This window comes from Novosphingobium sp., assembly GCF_019748365.1.
In the GTDB taxonomy this organism is placed as follows: Bacteria; Pseudomonadota; Alphaproteobacteria; order Sphingomonadales; family Sphingomonadaceae; genus Novosphingobium.
Window position 1 is genome coordinate 13,732 of the sequence record NZ_JAIEPN010000037.1, and the last position, 21,879, is coordinate 35,610.

The 21,879-nt window shown below is 64.7% G+C and carries 22 protein-coding genes and 1 tRNA gene; 7 read left to right on the plus strand and 16 right to left on the minus strand.

Annotated features, from left to right (window positions below; translation table 11 throughout):
* Positions 1-55: 55 nt before the first annotated feature.
* Together K5Q19_RS05585 and acnA are read left to right on the plus strand one after the other, a co-directional pair.
* Positions 56-961, plus strand: a complete 906-nt coding sequence (locus K5Q19_RS05585) for a DMT family transporter (protein ID WP_292942058.1) — start codon at positions 56-58, stop codon at positions 959-961.
* A gap of 172 nt (positions 962-1,133) precedes the next feature.
* Positions 1,134-3,803 (plus strand): aconitate hydratase AcnA, encoded by a 2,670-nt coding sequence (gene acnA, locus K5Q19_RS05590; protein WP_292942060.1) that lies wholly within the window; start codon positions 1,134-1,136, stop codon positions 3,801-3,803.
* A 128-nt stretch (positions 3,804-3,931) separates the two neighbouring features.
* On the opposite strand, the gene K5Q19_RS05595 is transcribed toward acnA, so the two are convergent.
* Positions 3,932-4,033 carry a PEP-CTERM sorting domain-containing protein gene (locus K5Q19_RS05595; protein WP_292942062.1) on the minus strand — a complete coding sequence of 34 codons (102 nt, stop codon included), beginning with the start codon at positions 4,031-4,033 and terminating at the stop codon, positions 3,932-3,934.
* Between the two features lie 4 nt (positions 4,034-4,037).
* On the opposite strand from K5Q19_RS05595, the gene K5Q19_RS05600 reads away from it, so the two are divergent.
* Positions 4,038-4,664, plus strand: a complete 627-nt coding sequence (locus K5Q19_RS05600; protein WP_292942064.1) for a hypothetical protein — start codon at positions 4,038-4,040, stop codon at positions 4,662-4,664.
* Between the two features lie 506 nt (positions 4,665-5,170).
* Here the strand turns inward: K5Q19_RS05600 and ruvB are convergent.
* The 7 genes from ruvB to K5Q19_RS05635 form a co-directional block, all read right to left on the minus strand.
* The gene (gene ruvB, locus K5Q19_RS05605; protein ID WP_292942066.1) at positions 5,171-6,202 is read right to left on the minus strand and encodes a Holliday junction branch migration DNA helicase RuvB; all 1,032 of its coding nucleotides are present in this window, start codon (positions 6,200-6,202) and stop codon (positions 5,171-5,173) included.
* Complete coding sequence (locus tag K5Q19_RS05610) at positions 6,199-6,501, minus strand: type II toxin-antitoxin system RelE/ParE family toxin (protein ID WP_292942068.1); 303 nt, start codon at positions 6,499-6,501, stop codon at positions 6,199-6,201. The genes ruvB and K5Q19_RS05610 overlap by 4 nt, the downstream gene beginning before the upstream one ends.
* The gene (locus K5Q19_RS05615) at positions 6,494-6,739 is read right to left on the minus strand and encodes a hypothetical protein (RefSeq protein ID WP_292942070.1); all 246 of its coding nucleotides are present in this window, start codon (positions 6,737-6,739) and stop codon (positions 6,494-6,496) included. The genes K5Q19_RS05610 and K5Q19_RS05615 overlap by 8 nt, the downstream gene beginning before the upstream one ends.
* 81 nt (positions 6,740-6,820) lie before the next feature.
* Positions 6,821-6,982, minus strand: a complete 162-nt coding sequence (locus K5Q19_RS05620; protein WP_292942072.1) for a hypothetical protein — start codon at positions 6,980-6,982, stop codon at positions 6,821-6,823.
* 5 nt (positions 6,983-6,987) lie between these two features.
* Positions 6,988-7,608, minus strand: coding sequence for a Holliday junction branch migration protein RuvA (gene ruvA, locus K5Q19_RS05625; RefSeq protein ID WP_292942074.1), 621 nt, complete (start codon positions 7,606-7,608; stop codon positions 6,988-6,990).
* A gap of 120 nt (positions 7,609-7,728) precedes the next feature.
* Complete coding sequence (gene ruvC, locus K5Q19_RS05630; protein WP_292942076.1) at positions 7,729-8,205, minus strand: crossover junction endodeoxyribonuclease RuvC; 477 nt, start codon at positions 8,203-8,205, stop codon at positions 7,729-7,731.
* A 97-nt stretch (positions 8,206-8,302) separates the two neighbouring features.
* Positions 8,303-9,067 carry a YebC/PmpR family DNA-binding transcriptional regulator gene (locus K5Q19_RS05635; RefSeq protein WP_292942078.1) on the minus strand — a complete coding sequence of 255 codons (765 nt, stop codon included), beginning with the start codon at positions 9,065-9,067 and terminating at the stop codon, positions 8,303-8,305.
* Positions 9,068-9,194: 127 nt separating this feature from the next.
* Between K5Q19_RS05635 and K5Q19_RS05640 the strand changes: the two genes are divergently transcribed.
* Positions 9,195-9,872 (plus strand): CPBP family glutamic-type intramembrane protease, encoded by a 678-nt coding sequence (locus K5Q19_RS05640; RefSeq protein ID WP_292942079.1) that lies wholly within the window; start codon positions 9,195-9,197, stop codon positions 9,870-9,872.
* 131 nt (positions 9,873-10,003) lie between these two features.
* On the opposite strand, the gene K5Q19_RS05645 is transcribed toward K5Q19_RS05640, so the two are convergent.
* The 5 genes from K5Q19_RS05645 to K5Q19_RS05665 all read right to left on the minus strand — a co-directional run bounded on the left by K5Q19_RS05645 (position 10,004) and on the right by K5Q19_RS05665 (position 14,368).
* Entirely contained in the window at positions 10,004-10,501 is a 498-nt protein-coding gene (locus tag K5Q19_RS05645) for an arsinothricin resistance N-acetyltransferase ArsN1 family B (protein ID WP_292942080.1), read from the minus strand.
* Between the two features lie 4 nt (positions 10,502-10,505).
* Positions 10,506-11,828 (minus strand): amidohydrolase family protein, encoded by a 1,323-nt coding sequence (locus tag K5Q19_RS05650; RefSeq protein ID WP_292942081.1) that lies wholly within the window; start codon positions 11,826-11,828, stop codon positions 10,506-10,508.
* A 65-nt stretch (positions 11,829-11,893) separates the two neighbouring features.
* The gene (locus tag K5Q19_RS05655; RefSeq protein ID WP_147160350.1) at positions 11,894-12,130 is read right to left on the minus strand and encodes a DUF2312 domain-containing protein; all 237 of its coding nucleotides are present in this window, start codon (positions 12,128-12,130) and stop codon (positions 11,894-11,896) included.
* Between the two features lie 262 nt (positions 12,131-12,392).
* Positions 12,393-13,064 carry an RlmE family RNA methyltransferase gene (locus tag K5Q19_RS05660; RefSeq protein ID WP_292942082.1) on the minus strand — a complete coding sequence of 224 codons (672 nt, stop codon included), beginning with the start codon at positions 13,062-13,064 and terminating at the stop codon, positions 12,393-12,395.
* Positions 13,061-14,368: a Ppx/GppA phosphatase family protein gene (locus K5Q19_RS05665; protein ID WP_292942083.1), complete on the minus strand. Its 1,308-nt coding sequence runs from the start codon at positions 14,366-14,368 to the stop codon at positions 13,061-13,063. The genes K5Q19_RS05660 and K5Q19_RS05665 overlap by 4 nt, the downstream gene beginning before the upstream one ends.
* A gap of 155 nt (positions 14,369-14,523) precedes the next feature.
* On the opposite strand from K5Q19_RS05665, the gene K5Q19_RS05670 reads away from it, so the two are divergent.
* Positions 14,524-14,597, plus strand: a tRNA-Gln gene (locus K5Q19_RS05670).
* 560 nt (positions 14,598-15,157) lie between these two features.
* Here K5Q19_RS05670 and K5Q19_RS05675 read toward each other — a convergent pair.
* Positions 15,158-15,781: a TetR family transcriptional regulator gene (locus K5Q19_RS05675; RefSeq protein WP_292942084.1), complete on the minus strand. Its 624-nt coding sequence runs from the start codon at positions 15,779-15,781 to the stop codon at positions 15,158-15,160.
* A gap of 127 nt (positions 15,782-15,908) precedes the next feature.
* Here K5Q19_RS05675 and K5Q19_RS05680 point away from each other — a divergent pair, with 127 nt between their 5' ends.
* Both K5Q19_RS05680 and K5Q19_RS05685 read left to right on the plus strand, forming a co-directional pair.
* Complete coding sequence (locus K5Q19_RS05680; protein WP_292942085.1) at positions 15,909-17,405, plus strand: MFS transporter; 1,497 nt, start codon at positions 15,909-15,911, stop codon at positions 17,403-17,405.
* Positions 17,406-17,603: 198 nt separating this feature from the next.
* Positions 17,604-18,251 carry a DsbA family protein gene (locus tag K5Q19_RS05685; RefSeq protein WP_292942086.1) on the plus strand — a complete coding sequence of 216 codons (648 nt, stop codon included), beginning with the start codon at positions 17,604-17,606 and terminating at the stop codon, positions 18,249-18,251.
* Between the two features lie 111 nt (positions 18,252-18,362).
* On the opposite strand, the gene K5Q19_RS05690 is transcribed toward K5Q19_RS05685, so the two are convergent.
* A complete protein-coding gene (locus K5Q19_RS05690) occupies positions 18,363-20,840 on the minus strand; it encodes a TonB-dependent receptor (protein WP_292942087.1) in 2,478 nt (825 codons plus the stop codon).
* A gap of 384 nt (positions 20,841-21,224) precedes the next feature.
* Positions 21,225-21,879, minus strand: a 655-nt coding sequence (locus K5Q19_RS05695) for a sulfatase-like hydrolase/transferase (RefSeq protein ID WP_292942088.1), incomplete at its 5' end; no start/stop codon positions are given.

Sequence of the window (21,879 nt, forward strand, 5' to 3'; positions counted from 1 at the left end):
TCGTGCGACGGGCCTTGCCTTTGCGCTTCGCCAGCCGGGTCGCTATGGGCGGGCGATGAAGCGCGCTGTCCCCCTGCTGCCGATCCTCTCCGCGATGACCGGGCTGCTGTGCTTTGGCGTGATGGACGGGTTCATGAAGATCGCCGCGCTGGCGGTGGGGGCCTATGCCGCGCTGTTCTGGCGCAATCTGGTCGGTTCGCTGATCATGCTGCCGGTGTGGCTGGCGCGCGGCAACAAGGACGGGAGCCGCAGCCTGCCGGGGCGCGAGGCGATGCGGCTGCATGTGCTGCGCGCGGGCGTTTCGGGGGTGATGGCCACGCTGTTCTTCTACGGCCTTGCGCGCACGCCGGTGGCCGAGGCGATGGCGCTTTCGTTCATCGCGCCGCTGCTGGCGCTCTTTCTCGCCGCAGTCTGGCTGGGCGAAGAGCTTTCGCGGCGGGCGGTGGCGGGATCGGTACTGGCGCTTTCCGGCGTGGGCCTGATCGCCGCGGGCAAGTTCGGGGGGAACTACAATAGCGAGAGCGTGCATGGGCTGATCGCGATCCTGATTTCCGCCGTGCTCTATGCGTGGAACCTCGTGCTGCAGCGGCGGCAATCGCAGCTGGCCGGGCCGGAGGAGATCTCGTTCTTCCAGACGTTCTTCATCTTCTGCCTGCTGGGGATCGGCGCCTGGTGGTTCGCGCCCGTGCCGCCCGCGGAGATCTGGGCGGTGCTGGCGGCCTCCGCCGTGCTGTCGACCGCGTCGCTGATGCTGCTCGGCTGGGCCTATGCGCGGGCCGAGGCGCAAGTGCTGGTGCCGCTGGAATACACAGCGTTCATCTGGGCCGCGCTGGTCGGCTGGGTGGTGTTTGCCGAGCCGCTGACATGGCGCACGCTGGCGGGCGTGGTGCTGATCGTGGCGGGGTGCCTGATTGCCCTGCAGCGCAAATCCGCGCCGGAAGCGGCCGCCGAGCGAGCCTGACGATTGGTGTGTAACGTTTGGCCGCGCCGGGACGTATGGCATCCAGCGTCCTATGCATTTCATGCGCCGCGCAAGCCTTGACGCAAAGGCTGTCTCGGCGCATCGGGCATGCAGTCGCGGGGGCGGCCCCGGCGCGGCAAACGGTATCAACTTGAAGGGATTACGCATCGCCATGACCCAGGTCGGACAGGACACGCTCGGCGCGCGCAGCACGCTCACCGTCGGTGGCAAGGACTATGCCTACTACGCGCTCGGCAAGGCCGCCGCGGCTTATGGCGATGTTTCGCGCCTGCCCTTCTCGATGAAAGTCCTGCTCGAAAACCTGCTCCGCTTCGAGGACGGCGGCTTCACCGTTTCGACCGATGACATCAAGGCGCTGGTCGACTGGCAGAAGGACCCCTCCAGCAGCCGCGAGATCCAGTACCGCCCGGCGCGCGTGCTTCTGCAGGATTTCACCGGCGTGCCGTGCGTGGTCGACCTCGCCGCGATGCGCGATGCGATTGCCAAGCTGGGCGGCGATACCAGCAAGATCAACCCGCAGGTGCCCGTCCACCTCGTGATCGACCACTCGGTCATGGTCGACGAGTTCGGCCACCCCAAGGCCTTCGAGCAGAACGTCGAGATCGAGTACTACCGCAACGGCGAGCGCTATGACTTCCTCAAGTGGGGCTCCAAGAGCCTTGCGAACTTCAAGGCGGTGCCTCCGGGCACGGGCATCTGCCACCAGGTCAACCTCGAGCATATCGCGCAGGCGGTGTGGACAAGCGAAGGGCCGGACGGCACGACCGTGGCCTATCCGGACACCTGCGTCGGCACCGACAGCCACACCACGATGATCAACGGCCTCGGCGTGCTGGGCTGGGGCGTCGGCGGGATCGAGGCCGAGGCAGCGATGCTCGGCCAGCCGGTCTCGATGCTGATCCCGGAAGTGGTCGGCTTCAAGTTCACCGGCGAATTGAAGGAAGGCGTGACCGCGACCGACCTCGTGCTGACCTGCACCAACATGCTGCGCAAGCACGGCGTGGTCGGCCGCTTTGTCGAGTACTACGGCCCCGGCCTTGCCTCGCTCACGCTGGCGGACCGCGCGACGCTCGCCAACATGGCGCCCGAATATGGCGCGACTTGCGGCTTCTTCGGCATCGACGACAAGACGCTCGACTACATGCGCCTGACCGGCCGCGACGAGGACCAGATCGCGCTGACCGAAGCCTATGCCAAGGCGCAGGGCTTCTGGATCGATCCTTCGGTCGAGCCGATCTTCACTTCGACGCTGGAGCTGGACCTTGGCACCGTGGTGCCCAGCCTTGCCGGTCCGAAGCGCCCGCAGGACCGCGTCTCGCTGGAAGACGTCGATGACGTGTTCAACGCCGACATGGTGAACACCTACAAGAAGGCGCAGCAGCGCGTTCCGGTCGAGGGCAAGGACTTCGACATCGGCGACGGCGACGTGACCATCGCGGCAATCACCAGCTGCACCAACACCTCGAACCCGGGCGTGCTGGTGGCGGCGGGGCTCGTTGCGAAGAAGGCCAACGAGCTGGGCCTCAAGCCCAAGCCCTGGGTGAAGACCTCGCTGGCGCCGGGCTCGCAGGTGGTGACCGACTACCTTGTCAAGGCCGGGCTGCAGGAGCACCTCGACGCGGTCGGCTTCAACCTCGTCGGCTATGGCTGCACCACCTGCATCGGCAACTCGGGGCCGCTCGCCGAACCGATCAGCAAGGCGATCAACGACAACGGCCTCGTCGCTGCGGCGGTGATCTCGGGCAACCGCAACTTCGAGGGCCGCGTTTCGCCGGACGTGCGCGCCAACTTCCTCGCCAGCCCGCCGCTGGTGGTTGCCTACGCGCTCAAGGGCACGGTGATCGAGGACTTCGTTTCCACGCCCATCGGCCAGAGCAAGGACGGCGTGGACGTCTACCTCAAGGATATCTGGCCGACCAACGCCGAAGTCTATGCGACGATGACCGGCTGCATGGACCGCGCGATGTTCCAGGCGCGCTACGCCGACGTCTACAAGGGCGACGTGCACTGGCAGGCGATCAACGTCACCGGCTCGGAAACCTACAGCTGGCGCGCGGGCAGCACGTATGTGGCGAACCCGCCCTACTTCGAGGGCATGACGATGACCCCGGCGCCGGTGAGCGACATCATCGAGGCGAAGCCGCTGGCGATCCTCGGCGATTCGATCACGACCGACCACATCTCGCCGGCCGGTTCGATCAAGGCCGACAGCCCGGCGGGCAAGTGGCTGATGGAGCACCAGGTCGCCAAGGCGGACTTCAACTCCTATGGTGCGCGCCGCGGCCACCACGAAGTGATGATGCGCGGCACCTTTGCCAACATCCGCATCAAGAACGAGATGGTGCCCGGCATCGAAGGCGGCATGAGCCGCTATGGCAGCGAGGTCGGCGCGATCTACGACGTGGCGATGCAGCACAAGGCCGATGGCACGCCGCTGGTCGTCATCGCGGGCAAGGAATACGGCACCGGTTCCAGCCGCGACTGGGCGGCCAAGGGCACCAACCTGCTCGGCGTGCGCGCGGTGATCGTCGAGAGCTTCGAGCGCATCCACCGCTCGAACCTCGTCGGCATGGGCGTGCTGCCGCTGCAGTTCAAGCAGGGCGAGAGCCGCGAGACGCTGGGGCTGACCGGCGACGACAGCTTCACCATCCGCGGCGTGGCCGGGCTTAAGCCGCGTCAGGACGTGGAAGTCGAAGTGACGCGTGCCGACGGCTCCAGCTTCACCTTCACCGCGCTGTGCCGCATCGATACCGCCAACGAGCTGGAATACTACCTCAACGGTGGCATCCTGCACTACGTGCTGCGCAACCTGGCGGCCTGAGGGCTGCCGGCAGGCGCTTCGGCACACTGGCCGGAATCAGAAAGGGCGACTCCCCCCCAGGAGCCGCCCTTTCCTTTTGCCCGCGTTTGCTTCGTCGGTGACGGCCCGCGGAAGCCGGAATACGCTGCTCAGGCGGCAGTGGTGCCCTTCGCCTTGAGGCCCTGGCGGCGGCGGGCCACCAGACCAGCCGCAGCGGCGCCGAACAGCAGGACCATCGAGGGTTCCGGCACCGGCGTGCCGCCGTTCGACGACGAGGTCGAGGTGCTGGTGCTGCCGTTGGACGAGGACGACGTCGAACTGCTGGTGCTGCTCGAGGTCGACGACGAGCCGGACGTCGACGAGGACGTCGAGGTCGAGCCGCCCGAGGTCGAGGACGACGACGAGGTGGAGGATGAGGTCGACGACGAGGTCGACGAGCTGCTCGTCACGTTGCCCGAACTGGTCGAGGTCGACGAGCTGGTGGAAACGTTGCCCGAGGATGTGCTGACATTACCCGAGCTCGTCGAGACGTTGCCCGAGGAGGTGCTGACGTTGCCCGACGAGGTGGAGGTGCTGCTCGTCACCGCGCCCGAGCTGGTCGAGACGTTGCCGCTGGACGTCGAGGTCGAGATGTTGCCGCTCGAGGTGGAGGTCGAGCCGCCGGACGTCGAGCTCGAGCCGCCCGAGGTCGAGCTGCCGCCGGTCGAGGTGGAGCCGCCCGAAGTCGAGGTGGAGCCGGTGCTGGTCGAGGAAACGACCACGCTTCCACCGCCGCTGCTGCCGCCGAAGAAGCCGCCGAAGAACCCGCCGCCGAAGCCGCCGATCCCGCCGCCGCCGCCGATCACCACCGGCACGGCCCCGCCGCCACCACCCGCCGCCTGAGGGGGCATGGGTGGCATGTAGGGCACGGGGGCAAAGGCCATCTGCTGCTGCGGCATCGCGCAGGACTTGGTGACGGTGGTCTTCACCACGCGGCGCATGCGGTGGACCGGCCGGTGCTTGACCACGGCATAGTGCCGCTTCACCTGCTTGACCTTGATCGGCTTCACGTGATGGATTTCGGACGCCGAAGGTGCCTCCGAAACGTGCACGGCACCGCCGCCCAGCACGGCACCGCCTGCTGCGCAGGCCGCCAGTTTTGCCAATGCCATCCGAACCGACATGATCGTTGCTCTCTGTTCCTTTGGGAAAGGCCTTATCCGCGCAATGGTGGACAAACCCTCTCCTGACAGATCGAACAACGCAGATCAGACACGCGGCGGCAATGCCGTTAACCGGGTTTCACGCCCTCACGGGGCCCCGAATTGGGTCATTTCGGGGCTTCCGGACAAGTCTGTGCCAAACTGGAACCGAATTGCCCCCGACCGTTACGCAATCCGCGTTTACCACTAGCCCTCGTCGCTGGCGAAGAGGCCAGGGAGGTCGGCAGAGGGTGGGGTGAGTCCCAGATGGCGCCACCCGCGATCGTTGAGGCAGCGCCCGCGCGCGGTGCGCGCGACGAGGCCGAGCTGGATGAGGTAGGGCTCGATCACATCCTCGATCGTGTCGCGCGGTTCGGACAGGCCGGCCGCCAGCGTTTCCACGCCGACTGGGCCGCCCTTGTAGATATCCGCAATCATGCCGAGGTAGCGCCGGTCCTGCAGATCGAGCCCCAGCGAATCGACTTCGAGCCGGGTGAGGGCGCGGTCCGCCACTTCGCGGGAAATCACTGCCGCGCCAGCGACTTGCGCAAAATCGCGCACGCGCCGCAGCAGCCGCCCGGCGACGCGCGGGGTGCCGCGCGAACGGCGCGCGATCTCGCTGGCGCCGCCCCCATCGATCCCGATGCCAAGCAAGTGGGCCCCGCGCGTGACGACGCGTTCAAGCTCTTCCACAGTGTAGAACTGGAGCCGTACCGGAATGCCGAACCGGTCGCGCAAAGGGGTGGCAAGGAGGCCCGCGCGCGTGGTCGCGCCGATCAGGGTGAAGGCGGGCAGGTCGATCCGCACCGAGCGCGCCGAGGGCCCTTCGCCGATGATGAGATCGAGCGCGCGGTCCTCCATCGCCGGATAGAGCACTTCCTCGACGACCGGATTGAGGCGGTGAATCTCGTCGATGAAGAGGACGTCGCCGCTCTCCAGATTGGTGAGCAGCGCGGCGAGATCGCCGGCCTTGGCGATGACGGGGCCGGAGGTGGCGCGGAAATTGACCCCCATCTCGCGCGCGATGATCGCGGCGAGCGTGGTCTTGCCGAGGCCGGGCGGGCCATAGAACAGCACATGATCCATCGCCTCGCTGCGCTGGCGCGCGCTTTCGATGAACACGGAAAGGTTCTCGCGCGCGGCTTCCTGCCCGACGAATTCGGCGAGCGACTTCGGCCGCAGCGCGGCGTCGGCGTCGTCGGCCTGGCGGCGGGGGGTGAGGATGGGGTTGTCGGTCATGGTGCTTCCTCACCGAGCGACACGGTCCGCCTTGAGGCATGGAGGATGCGCTGGATGGAAACCACATCGGCCCTATAGAGATAGAACACAAGGTAAGGCGCGTGCAGGCAACTGCGGACATTGCGGCCATATTCCGGGCGCGCTCTGCCATGGAGCGGGTACATCTTGAGCCGCGCAAAGATATCGTCGAAGCCCGCCATGAAGGCGCGTGTGGCGGATGCTCCGAATTCGATCAGGCCGCGCAACTGTATGTCCTCAAGGTCGGTCTGGGCCTGCCGTGAAATCCGCAGTTCATGCATCAGGCAGTTTCGCCATGATCTCCCTGAGTACGTCACGCGGATCGGCTTCAAGGTATCCCGAAGCCTCACCCTCCGCCAGTCGCGCCCGGACCCATGCTGCATCTTCATCCGCCTCGGCCAGATCACGCCGGATCAGGTCGCGGAGGTACTCGGCAGCATCCAGATAGCCGCCGTCTGCGATGCGCTGGTCGAGTTTGCTTTGCAGCGAGGTCGGGAGGGAAAAGCTGAGGTCGGTCATCCTGTGATTATCCTCCAACATGCAGGGGGCGGCAAGTGGACTCGGCAAGGACTGCTGCTTGGAAAGGGAATGAGCTGCCGGTCATTTCAGAACGCAAACATCGATCTTGTTGTCCCAGCGTCCACCTTGATCGAGGCAGCGGTCAACTTCCTTCCAATCCCACACCCACAGTCCGACCAGCACACCTGCAAGAAACAGCATCAGGCCAAGGCATGCCAGCGCGGTGAGATGGCGACGGATCATTAACGTCAGCCCGTCGCCCGCTTCAGCGCCACGCGCACGAGATCATTGAGGGGTGCATCATCGCCCAGTTCCTTGACGGCGGCGGCCACGGCCATGCTGGCGGTGGCGGGCTTGAAGCCGAGGTTTTGCAGGGCGGAGATCGCATCGGCGCTGGCAGAGCCTGCAGGTGCGGCGGCGAGGGTTTCGAGAGGGGCGCCGCCGGGGCCGGCTGGGATGGGGCCGAGGCCGCCGGCCTTGTCCTTGAGTTCGTTGACGATGCGGCTCGCGAGCTTGGGGCCGACGCCTTGCGCGCGGGCGACCATCGCGGCGTCTCCGCTGGCGCAGGCGCGCTGGAGTTCTTCGGCGGAGAGGGCGGAGAGGATCGCGAGCGCGACCTTGCTGCCGACGCCCTGCACCGCCGTCAGCAGACGGAACCAGCCGCGTTCACCGGCGCTCGCGAAGCCGATCAGGCGCTGGTCGTTTTCCGAGACCTGCAGTTCGGTGTGGACCACCACCTTGTCGCCGCGAATGCCGAGCTGGGTGAGGGTCTTGGCCGAGCAGTGGACGAGATAGCCGACGCCGTTCACGTCGATGATGGCCCAGTCGGGTCCGAAATCATCGAGCAGGCCGGTGAGCTTTGCGATCATGGTTTGTTCTATGGCAGGGTCATGGCGAGGCGGCAAGCCTGCGCGGGCCCACCCCCAGCCCCTCCCGCAAGCGGGAGGGGAGAATGTTAAGCGCCCTCCCGCAAGCGGGAGGAGGGAAATCTAGCGGTGGCTGCCGATCATGTTGGCGTGGGTGATCGCGACGGCGAGGGCGTCCGCCGCATCGGAACCGGCCAGCACCACGCCGGGGAGCAGCACCTTGAGCATGGCCTGCACTTGCGCCTTTTCCGCGCCGCCCGTGCCGACGAGCGCCTTCTTGATGACCTTGGTGGGGTATTCGGCGACGGACAGGCCCGCGCGCGCCACCGCCAGCATGGCCACCCCGCGCGCCTGCCCGAGCTTGAGCGTGGACTGCGGGTTCATGTTGACGAAGACTTCCTCGACCGCGCCGGTATCGGGGTGGTGCTCGGCGATCACCGCCGCGAGGCCCGCGTCGAGTTCGACCAGCCGCTCGGCCATGGCGGCCTTGGCATCGGTGCGGATCTGGCCGTTGGCGACATGGCTGAGGCGGCTGCCAGCCTTGGCGACAATGCCCCAGCCGGTGCAGGTGAGGCCGGGATCGATGCCGAGGATGATCATGTGGCGGTGAGCATGGCGAGGGTGCCTGTGCTGATCCCGCGCGTGCCCCTCCACCATCCTGCGGATGGTCCCCCTCCCCGTTTCGGGGAGGAATACATCAACCCAGCTTTTCCATCACGTCGTCGGGGATCTCGTAGTTGCCCCAGACGGTCTGGACGTCGTCGTCGTCTTCGAGCACGTCGATCAGCTTGAGCAGGGTCGCGGCGGTCTCGGCATCGACGGTGGTTGTCAGATTGGGCTTCCACGCGAGCTTGACGCCCTCGGCCTCGCCCAGCACCTTTTCGAGTTCGCGCGCGACGGGGTGGAGCTGTTCGATGGCGACCCAGATCTGGTGGCTGCCGGGGTTCTCGTCGCCGTCGCCCATGTCGCTCTCGACATCCTCGGCGCCCGCCTCGATGGCAGCTTCGAGGACCTTTTCCTCATCGCCGACCTTGCCCGGATACTCGATCAGGCCGAGCCGCTCGAACCCGTGGCTCACCGCGCCCGAGGCGCCGAGGTTGCCGCCGTTCTTGGCAAAGGCGGTGCGCACGTTGGTGGCGGTGCGGTTGCGGTTGTCGGTGAGGGCCTCGACGATGATGGCGACGCCGCCCGGGCCATAGCCCTCGTAGCGCACTTCCTCGTAGTTATCGCCTTCGCCCTTCGAGGCCTTGTCGATCGCGCGGGCGATGTTGTCCTTGGGCATGGACTGCGCCTTGGCCGCGTTGACGGCGGCGCGCAGGCGCGGGTTCATGTCCGGATCGGGCATGCCCATCTTGGCCGCGACGGTGATTTCGCGGGAGAGCTTCGAAAACATCGCCGAGCGCTTTTTGTCCTGCGCGCCCTTGCGGTGCATGATGTTCTTGAATTTGGAATGGCCTGCCATGGTCTGCTGCTTGTAGCTTTCTGGTGAGACTTTGGCGGTTCCCCTAGCCGAGACGCGGGTGTGCGGCAATCGGGAGCGCACACGCGCTTTTAACCCGCGATGCGGCATCAGGGGCGGGATGAGAGCCTTGATCGAAGAATTCACCGCCTGGCTGGCCCGGCCCTGGCTGTTCACGCCCAGCGGATTGCGCGCGCCCGGCGCCTGGCGCTTCCTGCGGACCATGCTGGGGCTGCACCTTGGCGTGCTGCTCATCGTGCTGCTGCCGCTGCTGGGGTTTTGGCAGAAGGCGTTTGCGCTGCCTTCGCCCGAAGCGTTCGATCAGGTCTCGAAAGCGATGCTGGTGCCCTTTGTGGTGGTGCTGGCGCCGGTGGCGGAGGAGCTGGCGTTTCGCGGATGGCTGACCGGGCGGGTGCGCGCGGTGTGGCTGGTCGGCTGCGGGTTCGCGGCCGCCGGGTTCCTCGCGATGGTGAACTTCCATGTTTACGAAGTGCCGGCGAGCTTTGCCGTGCTCGCCATGGGGCTGGTGGCGCCGGCGGGCTGGTGGTGGCTGCGCGGGCGGGGCGTGGTGCCGGGGTTCGAGCGGGCGTTTCCGGTGCTGGTGTGGCTCTCGATCGTGGTGTTCAGCCTCTCGCACCTCAGCAACTATCCCAGCTTCTCGTGGGCGCTGCTGCCGATGGTGCTGCCGCAGCTCTGGGCGGGGATGACGCTGAGCTATACGCGGATGCGGGTGGGGATCTTCGGGGCGATGCTGATCCATGCGGCGGCCAATGGAATCTCCGTCAGCCTTGCGCTGCTGGGTGTCTAGACCGTGTTGGTATCAGATGGGATCGTCGGCCCGGACTTGATCCGGGCCTTGGCTTTGCGGTTCTGACGCCGCGCCAGAAGAAAAGCCCAACCCCGTGTCAAGCACGGGGTGACGATAAAAGTCAGCGAACTCTAAAGCACGCGCTGCCACCAGCCGACATCGCGCCATGCGCCCATTTTCCATCCGACTTCGCGGTAGACGCCGACGGGGGTGAAGCCGCAGGCCTCGTGCAGCGCGATGCTGGCGGGGTTGGGCTGGGCGATCCCGGCGAAGGCGGCGTGGAAGCCCTTGGCCTTCAGCCTTGGCAGCAGTTCGCCATAGAGCGCGCGGCCGACGCCGGCGCGCGGGAAGGCGGCGCTGACGTAGATCGCGACATCACAGGATGAGGCATAGGCCGCGCGGGTGCGGTGCGGGCTGCCATAGGCATAGCCGGCGATCGCGCCATCGCGCTCCGCCACGAGCCAGGCGTGGCTCTTGCCGTAGTCCGCGATGCGGCGGGCCATCTCCTCGGCGTCTGGCGCTTCCAGCTCGAAGCTGACCCAGCTGCCTTCGACATGGGGACGGTAGATCGCGGCGCAGGCTTGCGCATCTTCTGGCCTCGCGTCGCGGATTGTCAGCGCCTCGGCCATGGGATCAGGGCACCTGCTTGATCACCGCGCCCCGCTTCATCACGAAATCGACGTGTTCGAGGCGGGTGACATCGGTGAGCGGATCGCCGTGGACCGCGATGATATCGGCCGGCATGCCCGGTGCGATGCGGCCGACGCTGTCGGTGCGGCCGAGCGCTTCGGCGGCGTTCACCGTGGCTGCGGCAATGGCGGCAGCGGGCGTCATCCCGGCGCGGACCATCAGCGCGAATTCGCGGGCGTTGTCGCCGTGCTTCGAAACGCCGGTATCGGTGCCGAACGCGATCTTCACGCCCATCCTGATCGCGAGTTCGTGCGACTTGCGCGCGGCCCCCGCCGTTTCTTCCGCCTTGGCCGCGCTGGCTGGCGGCAGTTTGCCCGCGCGCGCCTGCCCCAGGGCCGCATCGCTGGCGAGCATGGTCGGCACCAGCCAAGTGCCGTGATCGATCATCGCCTTGACGGTCGGTTCATAGAGGAACGTGCCGTGATCGATCGTATCGACCCCGGCATTGACGGCAGCCATCGTGCCGGCAGCGGCATGGCTGTGCGCGGCGACCTTGCGGCCGAAGGCGTGCGCCGTCTCGATCAGCGCTTTCATCTCCTCGCTCGTCATCTGCTGGCCGATCCCTCCCGCGACGTTCGAAAGGACGCCTCCGGTCGCGGCGAATTTGATGACCAGTGCGCCGAGCCGGATCTGTTCGCGCACCGCGCGGCGGCAATCGTCGGCCCCGTTGCACAAGTTGTTGTAATCATGCGGCGCGAAGGCCTCGTAGCCCTCCTCGCTCAGCCCACCGCGATCGCCGTGCCCGCCGGAGACCGAGATCATCTTGCCGGCGTTGATGATGGTTGGCCCGGGCACTGCGCCCGCATCGATCGCATCGCGCAGGGCGCGGATGCCGCGCGGCGGGGCGCTGAGATCGCGGACGGTGGTGAAGCCGGCCTCCAGCGTCTGCCGGGCATGGAGCGCGGCGAGATAGGCCGCATCTTCGCGGTCCCGCGTCGAAGCTTCCAGCCGCGCGCGCAGCGGATCTCCGTCGCTGAACAGGTGGACGTGCATGTCGGTGAGGCCGGGGAGCACGAAGGCATCGCCGAGCTCGATCGTGGCGGCCCCTGCAGGTGCGGCGAGCGTCCCATCGCTCACGCTGGTGACCACGCCATCGGTGATCACCACGGTGGAAGCCCCGCGCGGCGGCTTGCCCGGCACGTCGAGCAGGCGCCCCGCGTGCAGGTAGACAACCTTGGGCTGCAGCTTGTCGGCGGGTTCTGCTGCCGCAACAGGCGCGGCGAAGGCGACCAGTGCGGCCAGCAGGGCAGAGCGGACAAGGCGCATTGAGGTGACTCCGACTGCAACAGTTCGTCGCAGACTAGCGCCCCCGCGCCTTGCGTCCAGTACGCTTACTCGATGCCGAGCGCGTTCTTGTAGGTATCGAGAATCATTTCCATTTCGCGGCGATCATCGGGCTTCAGCTTCCTGAGGCGGACGATCTGGCGCATGATCTTGGGATCGTAGCCGACCGCCTTGGCCTCGGCGTAGACGTCCTTGATATCGTCGCCGATGCCCTTCTTTTCTTCCTCGAGGCGTTCGATGCGCTCGATCAGGAGGCGCAGGCGGTCGTCGGCGGAATCGGCCATGGGGTAGGGTCTCCGGTCAAAAAGTTTGGCTCCGTTAGGGCCGGGAGACCGATTCGCGCAAAACCCTGCCTGTGGAAATGTTCTGCTCTTGTCGCACTGGGAGCGCCATGATCCTGCTGCCGCCACAAATCTCTTCGTCATTCCCGCGCAGGCGGGAATCCAGGGCGCGGCCAGCGACAGCGGAGCGTTCTTGGCTCTGGACCCCCGCCTTCGCGGGGATGACGAGGTGATTATTGGTCAGGGGCGCGTGTATCGAGGGCTTTCAGGCTTCCTCACGCCCCTTGAACCCTTGCGCGATCACGTACCACTCGGACGAATCCTTGCGGCTCGCGGGCGGCTTGGCGTGCTTCACCGTCTTGAAGTTGCGCTTGAGGATGGTGAGCAGTTCGCCGTCCGTCCCCCCGGCAAAGACCTTGGCGACGAACGCGCCGCCGGGGGCGAGCGTCTGGACTGCGAAATCGACCGCGGTTTCGACAAGGCCCATCGTGCGCAGATGGTCGGTCGCCTTGTGGCCCACGGTGTTGGCGGCCATGTCGGAGATGACGAGATCGGGCGCGCCGCCCAAAGCGCCGGTCAGCGCGGCGGGGGCTTCATCGGCCATGAAGTCCATCTGGAAGATCGTGACGCCCTCGATCGGCTCGACCGGCAGGAGGTCGATGCCAACGACTTCGGCCTGCGGGGCCTGCTTGCGCACGACTTGCGCCCAGCCGCCCGGCGCGATGCCGAGATCGACGACGCGGCGCGCGCCCCTGAGCAGGCCGAAGCGCGTATCGAGTTCGATCAGCTTGAACGCGGCGCGGCTGCGCCAGCCTTCGGCCTTGGCCTGTTTGACGTAAGGGTCGTTGAGCTGGCGCGCGAGCCAGCGGTTGGACGAGGCCGTGCGGCCCCGCGCCGATTTAACCCGTGTGCCCGGGTCGCGGCCGCTGCGGCTCACGATGCGTTGCCTGCATTTGGGCCTCTGAACGCCTGCGCGGATTCCGCCGCCCGCCGGTCGCCGAGGCCGCCCGCCGCCATCAGGCTTCGCAGGATGCCCTCGCGAATGCCGCGATCGGCAATGCCGAGCCGTTCGGCGGGCCAGATATCGAAGATCGATTCAAGAATGGCGCAGCCCGCAACCACAAGATCGGCGCGCTCGCGCCCGATGCAAGGGACCGCGATGCGCTCGGCCGGCGAGATATGGGCAAGGCGCTGGCTGATCTCGCGCATCGAGGCCGTAGGCACGATCAGCCCGTCGACCGCGCTGCGATCATATTGCGGCAAGCCGAGGTGGAGGCTGGCGAGCGTGGTGACGGTGCCGCTGGTGCCAAGCAGGCGCAGGCCGCCTTCCGCCGCTGCCGCCGCGCGCGCCGGGGTGACCCGCTCGGAAAAGCGGGCGAAGCCATCGGTGATGCGCGTGCGCATGTCGTGATAGGCGGCGGCGCGGGCCTCGGCTGTGAGCTCGATGGGGCCGATGCTTTCGGTGAGCGAGACGACGCCCCAGGGCACCGATTGCCAATCGAGAATGCGCGGCACCGCGTCGCTGGTATCGACGAGCACCATTTCGGTCGAGCCGCCGCCGATATCGAAGATCATGGCGGGGCCGCAGCCGGGTTCGAGCAGGATATGGCAGCCCAGGACCGCGAGGCGCGCTTCTTCCTCGGCGGTGATGATGTTGAGCCGGATGCCCGTCTCGCGGTGGACGCGCTCGATGAAGGCCTCGCCGTTGGTGGCGCGGCGGCAGGCTTCGGTCGCGACCGAGCGGGCGAGGTGCACGTTGCGCTTGCGCAGCTTGTCGGCACAGACGTGGAGCGCACCGAGTGCGCGGTCCATCGCCGCTTCGGACAGGCGCCCCGATTGCGCAAGGCCTTCGCCAAGGCGGACGACGCGGCTGAACGCATCGATCACCATGAAGTGATCGCCCGATGGCCGCGCGATGAGCAGGCGGCAGTTGTTGGTGCCAAGATCGATCGCGGCGTTGGCCTGGCGGTGGAACGGCGGTGTTTTCTGCCAGGGCGCGCGGGGCGCTTCCATCGGCGGAGGCGGCGCGGAGACGACGGGCGAAGGCGCGCTCATCGCCATGGCGGCGTGGCTGATGGCCGGGCTGGCTTCGGGCCGAGCGGCTGGCTCGGCAGGGGTGCTGGCCGACGCTGCGGGGGCGGGACGGGCCCCCTTGGGCTTGCCGCGGGACGCCGATTTGCGTCCTCGCCGCTTGCCTGGCCGCGTCTTGCGCTGCTGCGCCGGCGGATCGAATTCCGCCATGTCTACCAATCGCTTATGTTTTCCCGCCAAGGGAATGCCCGGCAGGTACTTGACACGTACTCTAGCGTTCCTGCGGCTTTGGAGCAAGTACGCCACCGGAACGGGTTTGGTCGCCTTGACTCGGACCAAGCCCCCGCTTAAAGGCCCGCGCTCATTGCCCCGTCGTCTAACGGCAAGACTACGGATTCTGATTCCGTCTATCGAGGTTCGAATCCTCGCGGGGCATCCATTTTCGGGAAATTGATTGGCGTAAATCAATCGCTTACCAGCGGTCGCCAGATTTCTTCCCCACACTGTTCCCAACATTCGCTACCGGACCTGGGTGTGTGCAGGCACACGCTTACGGACTCACGCTTCCATCCCCGCTCGTGACCTGGTCTCTTGCGGGCTAGGGCAACGAACTGGATCAGAGAGGCTACGCTTCCCAGCTTCAATGAGACCTAGAGGAGCTAAGGCTCCACAGCTGATCAAGGCCCAAAAGCTCTTGATGTCCTGGCTGAGGCGGAATCCAGTCGGCAGTCTACTCAATTGATATGAAATCAAATTCGTGGGTGTCAGAGGTGTCCGTCCATCAAATGGTTCCTCACGGCCGAATCAACAGGCGCATGGGCAGACTCTTGAACGTAGCCGTCGTTCCATAGCGATGAGTCAATCGGCAGGTTTCACGCCAAATGCTGACGCCAGCGTTCAGCCATCAAGAAAGCAGCGGGTGAACCAACGGTTGCAATTCAGGATCCGAGCTACAGAAACCACGACGCAGCCAATCGCAAGGTTGAATGGGTGCCGCGCTTAAACGACCTTCGCAGCAATGTAGCCTGCCAGTGTCGCGGAGGCTTCGCGGACTGCAGTGTCGGCTGTGATTGGCAATCCCGCCTCCAACTGTCGGGCATAGTCCGCAGCCTGCATCAGAGAAATCGAAAATGCCTGACGCAGACGCGCATTCAAGACGCCCTCGGGAACATCCGGCACACACGCGACCAGCTGCGCGCGGAGCGAGATCAGGCTGGGCATGCCGTGTTGGGTGACCAACTCGAGCAAGTTGAAGCGCGGATCGGAAGAGAACTGCAGGCAGAACCTGACATAGAGCCGTCCCTCCTCATCAAGACTGGACTCCATGAAGGGAGAAATCGCCGCCGCCATCAGCGCAACAAGGCGGCGCACCGGATCCGTCTCATCGACTTTGGCGAGACGCAGTGCACGCTCTTGCTCGATTGCCCTGTAGCGCTGGGTGAAGACCTCCTTGATGAGCTCTTCCACATTGCCGAAGTGGTAATGCACCGCGCTCGGATTGCGCGCACCGGCAGCGCGGGTGATGTCCTTGACCGAAACCGTTGCCAAGCCGCGTTCGGCAATGAGGCGCTGTGCGGCCTGTAGCAGAGCATTTCGTGTGTCTTGGTGGGTAGATCGCGCCATATAGCTCGTATATAATATCGTGCATTAATGCAGGACATGGGATACCACACTCTCCGGTTACGCGGCAAGGATCGAAGTTTGCGCATCCGGCTTGCAGGCACCACTGGCAGACGAGGCGAGCGATTCCGTGTACAATCAATCCGATAGGCATCGGTCTCTACGCCCGTCCGATCAACTTCGAGCAGCCGGTTCGGCCCGGCGAAGCGGCGATCCGCCGCCGCTTTCGAAGCTCACCAAGCTGGCATTCGGCATCGGTGCAATCGCTCCGGGCGTGAGCGCGGCGGCGTTCGATTTCTTTCTGCTGATCTTCTACAGTCAGGTCGTCGGGCTCGATGCGCAGTTAGTTGGCCTCGCTCTGATGATCTCGCTTGTTTGCGATGCACTCAGCGATCCCGTCGTCGGCTACTGGTCCGACAACCTCCGTTCGCGCTGGGGCAGGCGGCATCCGTTCCTGTATGCCTCGGCGATCCCGCTGGCGGTGAGCTTCTACTTCCTCTGGACGCCGCCCGAGCACGCCAGCCAGACATGGCTGTTCTGGTACCTGCTAGCGCTGTCCGTGATCGTCCGGACCGCGCTCACCTTCTACCGAACACCTGCGAGTGCGCTCGTTCCCGAACTCACGCCGGACTATCATGAGCGCACTGCGCTCTACAGCCTGAGGTATTTTCTCGCCTGGGTAGGCGGCAACGCGATATCAGTCTGGATGTTCACGGTGCTGTTCCCGATGTTCGTGACCGCGATGATTGCGGACGGGCGGTTCAACCGAAATGCCTACCCTGTCTACGGACTGGTCGGGGCGCTGGCCATTCTGCTGTCAATCCTCGTCAGCGCCAAAGGCACCCATGCCCGTATTCCTTATCTGAAGTCCGCTCCGCCTAGACGGCAATTGACCATCGGGATCATCTTCGGCGAGCTGATCACAACACTTTCAAACCGTTCATTTGTCTCGTTGTTCATCGCGGCCATGCTGGCGGCCATCGCCGGCGGGCTCGCTGCAGGCATGTCGCTCTATTTCCTCACTTATTTCTGGGGTTTCTCCGAGCGGCAGACCGGAGTGATCTTCATCGGCACTTTCCTTGCCGCAGCAATCGGGCTTGTTCTGGCACCGCGCGTTTCCTGCCGGTTCGGCAAGAAGCGCGGCGCGATCATTGTCGGACTTGTGGCCTTCGTCGGCGCACCGATGCCGATCGTCCTGCGCCTCGCAGATGTACTGCCGGCCAACGGGACTGCCTTCATTTTCTGGTTCGTGACCACCACCAACATCATTGATATCGGGTTGATCATCTGTTTCCAGATCCTGTTCGCCTCCATGCTGGCAGATCTGGTCGAGGACAGCGAACTGCAGACAGGTCGCCGATCGGAGGGCGTCTTCATCGCTGCCGAGACATTCATCGACAAGGCCGTGCGGGGCATCGGGGTGATGGCCGCATCCACGATCCTGACGCTCGCAGGCCTTCCGCCGGCCGCCAAACCGGCGGATGTCAGTCCCGAAGCGATCTGGCGGATGGGGGCCTACTACGTTCCGATCGTGCTGGCGTTATGGCTTACGATGATCGCGGTCATCGCCACCTACCGGATCGACAGGACCAAGCACGAGGAGAACCTCAGGAAGCTCGCCAGCTGAGCTGGCCCTCGCGGACGGGCTCCAAAGCGACCGGCGCAACGTCACCGCGAAGGTTCGGGGCTCTTTAGGTGGGGCAATGCTCGTGCTGGTACGCTGGCAGTGAATTGGTCCGCCAAAGCGGAGATGATGCATTCACCGCACTTGCGGACGTCAATTTTACAATAACACGTGTGCATCTTGCAGTATGGGAGTGAGGAAATGCATAGCTACGATCTATACTGGTCTTTTCGGTCGCCATATTCGTATTTGATTATGCCGAGACTCATGGAAATACAGAGCACTTACGATGTCGATTGCAATGTCCGGCCGGTTTATCCCCTGGCGGTAAGGACGCCGGAGTTCTTCGACGCACGTGATCCACTCTGGACGCCTTATCTTTTGCGCGACACGACGCGGCAGGCCGCGTTTCTCGGCCTGCCCTACCGCTGGCCTCGGCCCGATCCGGTCCGCATGGTGGACGGTGACTATCGCGTTGAACAACCGCATATTCATCGGCTCACCCACCTCGGGGTTGCTGCGGCTGAACGCCGCTGCGGGCTGCCTTTCTTGCGAGAAGTCAGTCACATCATCTGGTCCGGCGAGGTCGACAACTGGCACGAGGGCGACCACTTGCGCCAAGCGACCCAACGCGCGGGCCTCGATTATGACGAACTGTGCCACGCCGTCGACATGGACGTCGATCGCTACCGCACGACGGTCGAGCAGAACCAACGCGATCAGCGGAACGCCGGGCATTGGGGTGTTCCGATGATGGTATTCGGCGGCGAGCCGTTCTTCGGACAGGATCGCGTGGACCAGCTTGTCTGGCGAATGGAGCAGCAAGGGGTTTCCCGCAAGATCGTCTGAGGTCCGCGTTCCGCCCGATCCGGTCGACAAGACCCGACAGGAGGAGAACCGAAACGAGTCTGGATCCTGGCTGACCGTTATGCCGGGGCCTTGGTTGCCCCGGCTAGCGGACTAGAACGACTTGTGCAGCGTCACCCCAAAGGTGCGTGGCTGGTTGGGTGCGCCATTGATCGTGCCGGCCTGCGCCAGGGCCGGCGAGGCGAAGGCGATATACTGGTCATCAAGCAGGTTGCGCGCCCACAGGGAGACCGAAATACTGCTTGCCGTCTTGATCCCGACCGACATGTTCACGAGATTCTGCTCGCGAGTGTAGCCGCCGGTTGCAAGCGTGGCCGCCTCCTTCGGATCATCGAGGAACGGTGAATTGCCGATATGCTGCCAGTCCGCCCGCACAAACGCGTCGAGCCTGCCGATCGAGAAATTGTAGCTCGACCCAAGCATGAACTGCGTCTCGGCCACACCCTGCGGCTGCTGTCCGGAGATGTCGATGCCCGGTCCGAAATTGGGGAAGCTGTCATAGACCGGATCGAGGAACGTCGCGCCCCCAGAGAGGAACAGTCCCTCGAGCGGGCTCCAGCGGAAGTCGACCTCAACGCCAAAGGTCGATTGCTTGGCCGCGTTGGCGAACACGAAACCGTTCTGCGTGAATACGGTGGTCTGGAAGTTCTTCAGGGTCTGATTGAATACCGTGAGCGTAAAGGCGAAGCGATCGAATGTGCCCTTGACCCCCAGCTCATAGACTTCGACGTCCTCGGGCGATGCGAGGCGCGTCCCGGGTGCGAGGTTGATCGAATAGAGACCGGCCGTCGCGATCGGCGAGGACGGCGTTGGCCGGAGAACTTGCCGGCTAACCGGATCGACCACCGGATTGCCGGAGACTAGGATCGCCGTTGGCGGCCTGCTCTGGCGGGACAGATTCCATGAGCTTGCCTTGAAGCCCGTCGCATAGGACGCGTAGACGTTGAGCTGGTCGGTCAGCTTGTAGGCGAGACGGACCGTGAAATCGGTGCTGTTGTCGCGCGAACGACCGTCTTCCACCGAATTGGGGAAATTGAGGAACGGTGGGAAGAATTGAAGCGCCCGCAGTGCATTGAACGGGTTCGCGGCGCCGAGCGCGGTCGCCAGCGCCTGCTGCTGGATCTGCGCGTAGATAGCCGGGGCACCGGCCACAAACGGCCCTACCGAAGCAGGATTCTGCAAATTCACGCCGCGTTGCGCCAACAGGGTTCTGAGCGTTGCGGTATATCCGAGCTGATCGAGATTGACCGCAGCCAGGGCGTCCGTGCTGAGCGCGTTGACCATGACGTCCTTGCGATCTTCGGTATGGCTGATCCCGATACTGGCGGTCAGGCGGCCGGTGATGTTGAGGTCGATATTGCCAAAGATCGACCAGGCGGTGTTGTCCTGCCTGCTCCGCTCGGAAATGCCCTGCCCGGGCGCGGCGAAAGTTCCGGTGGGCACGCCGGCGAACGCCTCGAATGCGGCAACCTGCGTGGGGTTGCCGAGCAGCGCGCCCAGATAAGGCCGGTAATCAGCACCGTAGAACAGATCGTTGCCGGATTTCAGCCGCTCATCAAAGTAAAAGCCTCCGATCGTCCAGTCGACCAGTTTTCCCGTCCCGTTGGACTGCAAACGGATTTCCTGAGTGAAGGTCTTGATCTGCGATTGCGACGTGTTGGTTGAAAACAGCTTCAGGCTGGTAGCATCGGGATCGAACCCGGAATCAACATCATTGCCGCGATAGGCCGAAATGCTGGTGAGCGTCCCGAAGCCGAGATCGATGTCGCCCTGGAGTGATATGCCGTAGTTTTCGATCCTGTTGCTGGGGACGATGTCATAGGCCACTTGATATGAGAACGGGTCCTCGGGAACGAAGCGCCCGCCCAAGGCCCTTATGCTGGCCCCGGTCGGGCCCTCGACAAGATTGGTGATGATGCAGCAATTCTCGTCGATCTTGTCATAGTCGGCGATCAGGCGGAAAACGACATCGGACGAGGGCTGCCACAGGATATCGCCGCGGATGCCCCATCGATTGCGTTCGTTGTATTTTTCTCCGGTTCCCAGATCCTCGACATAGCCATCGCGTCTGTTGACGTTGCCGCCCAATGCGACGGCCAAGGTGTTGGTGACCGGGCTGGTCACATAGGCTTCGAACCGGTGCAGACCATAGTTGCCGAAGCTGGATTCGACATGGCCGCCGAATTCGAACTGCGGCTTGCGCGTGACCAGAGAGATCACGCCCACCGACGCGTTCTTGCCGAACAGGGTCGATTGGGGCCCACGCAGGACTTCGACGCGCGTAAGGTTCGGCAAGTCGGAAATCGCGGCAGCCGAGCGGGAGCGATAGACCCCGTCGATGAAGACTCCGACCGAAGGCTCGAGCCCGATGGCGTTCTGGCCGTTGCCGAAACCGCGGATGTAGAACGTGGTGTTGCCGGAGGTTTGCCCCTGCCGGACCACAAGCGAAGGAACCAGGGTCTGGAGGTCGAGCAGGTCCTGGATTTCAGCCCGTTCGATCTCCTGTGCTTCCACCACAGAAACCGCGACCGGGGTGTCTTGCAGCGTCGCCGCGCGTTTGCTCGCAGTCACGACGATGTCCGTCACGTGCGGCGACGAGCTGGCGGGGCCTGCCTGATCTGCCCTAGCTTGATCCTGAGCGAATGCGGGTGTGGCCATTCCCAGCAAAAGAACCGGCAGCGCAGTGCCCGCAAACAACCTCGCCATGGAGTGCAGTGCGAAACGACGATTAGCTACCTGTACCATGTATCCCCTCCCATTGGGCGCCGGGCTCGGACCCGTTATACTGCGATGCATTAATGTGATGCATTATAGATCGTTTCACAAGGGGGATTTTGCGCGCGCCTTGTCGCCATCAAGGCGCACTGCACCGAGGGTGTGATGGGTAAACCAAATATCTGATGTCGCAGGGTCGTTCGCGGTCGGGCGGCCCATCCCGGACCGCCCGTTCCGCAGCTAGTTCGGCCAGATCACGTATTCGTCGCCGGGAACAGCCTTCTGTGCTTCAGTCTTGTCGACCAACACCGGGCTGGCGAGCTTGAAGGGATAGAGCGGCTTTACCGCGCCCTTGTGATGGGCCGCCAGCATTTGCCTGAGTTCGGCGACCTTGCCCGGCAGCTTGGCCGAAAGATCGTGCTTCTCGGTGGGATCCGCGGAAAGGTCGAACAACCATGTCTTCCTGCGGGTTCCGTCGATCTGGAGTTTCCAGTCGCCCGCGCGCACGACCTGATAGGCACCCGATTCCCAGAAGATCGCATTGTCGGGGCGTGAGAACCCGCTTGTCCCGGTCGCGAGCGGAAGCAGATTGCGGCCGTCGATGGTCCTGTCCTTGGGAAGCGGCACGCCGGCCGCAGCTGCCAGCGTCGGCAGGACATCGATATGCGCAACCGGAGTGGTGATCCGCGTGCCGGGCTTGATGCGCTGCGGCCAGCGCACGAACATGGGCACACGGATACCGCCTTCGAACAGCGTGATCTTCCAGCCGCGATAGGGGGCGTTGATATCGGGCAGGCCGATATAGCCTGCGCCGCCATTATCGCTGCTGAGCACGACGATGGTGTTGTCGGCGAGGCCTTCCTCGTCGAGCTTGGCCATGATCCGCCCGACGCTG

Bases quoted from the DNA above. Each gene is read 5' to 3' on its own strand.
- K5Q19_RS05620 (WP_292942072.1), bottom strand. From the start codon at position 6,982: ATGATCCGTCGCCATCTCACCGCGCTGGCATGCCTTGGCCTGATGCTG.
- K5Q19_RS05615 (WP_292942070.1), bottom strand. From the start codon at position 6,739: ATGACCGACCTCAGCTTTTCCCTCCCGACCTCGCTGCAAAGCAAACTC.
- K5Q19_RS05610 (WP_292942068.1), bottom strand. From the start codon at position 6,501: ATGCATGAACTGCGGATTTCACGGCAGGCCCAGACCGACCTTGAGGAC.
- K5Q19_RS05685 (WP_292942086.1), top strand. From the start codon at position 17,604: ATGCATAGCTACGATCTATACTGGTCTTTTCGGTCGCCATATTCGTAT.
- K5Q19_RS05665 (WP_292942083.1), bottom strand. From the start codon at position 14,368: ATGGCGGAATTCGATCCGCCGGCGCAGCAGCGCAAGACGCGGCCAGGC.
- K5Q19_RS05635 (WP_292942078.1), bottom strand. From the start codon at position 9,067: ATGGCAGGCCATTCCAAATTCAAGAACATCATGCACCGCAAGGGCGCG.
- K5Q19_RS05675 (WP_292942084.1), bottom strand. From the start codon at position 15,781: ATGGCGCGATCTACCCACCAAGACACACGAAATGCTCTGCTACAGGCC.
- ruvA (WP_292942074.1), bottom strand. From the start codon at position 7,608: ATGATCGCAAAGCTCACCGGCCTGCTCGATGATTTCGGACCCGACTGG.
- K5Q19_RS05645 (WP_292942080.1), bottom strand. From the start codon at position 10,501: ATGGCCGAGGCGCTGACAATCCGCGACGCGAGGCCAGAAGATGCGCAA.
- acnA (WP_292942060.1), top strand. From the start codon at position 1,134: ATGACCCAGGTCGGACAGGACACGCTCGGCGCGCGCAGCACGCTCACC.
- K5Q19_RS05585 (WP_292942058.1), top strand. From the start codon at position 56: ATGAAGCGCGCTGTCCCCCTGCTGCCGATCCTCTCCGCGATGACCGGG.
- ruvB (WP_292942066.1), bottom strand. From the start codon at position 6,202: ATGACCGACAACCCCATCCTCACCCCCCGCCGCCAGGCCGACGACGCC.
- K5Q19_RS05655 (WP_147160350.1), bottom strand. From the start codon at position 12,130: ATGGCCGATTCCGCCGACGACCGCCTGCGCCTCCTGATCGAGCGCATC.
- ruvC (WP_292942076.1), bottom strand. From the start codon at position 8,205: ATGATCATCCTCGGCATCGATCCCGGCCTCACCTGCACCGGCTGGGGC.
- K5Q19_RS05650 (WP_292942081.1), bottom strand. From the start codon at position 11,828: ATGCGCCTTGTCCGCTCTGCCCTGCTGGCCGCACTGGTCGCCTTCGCC.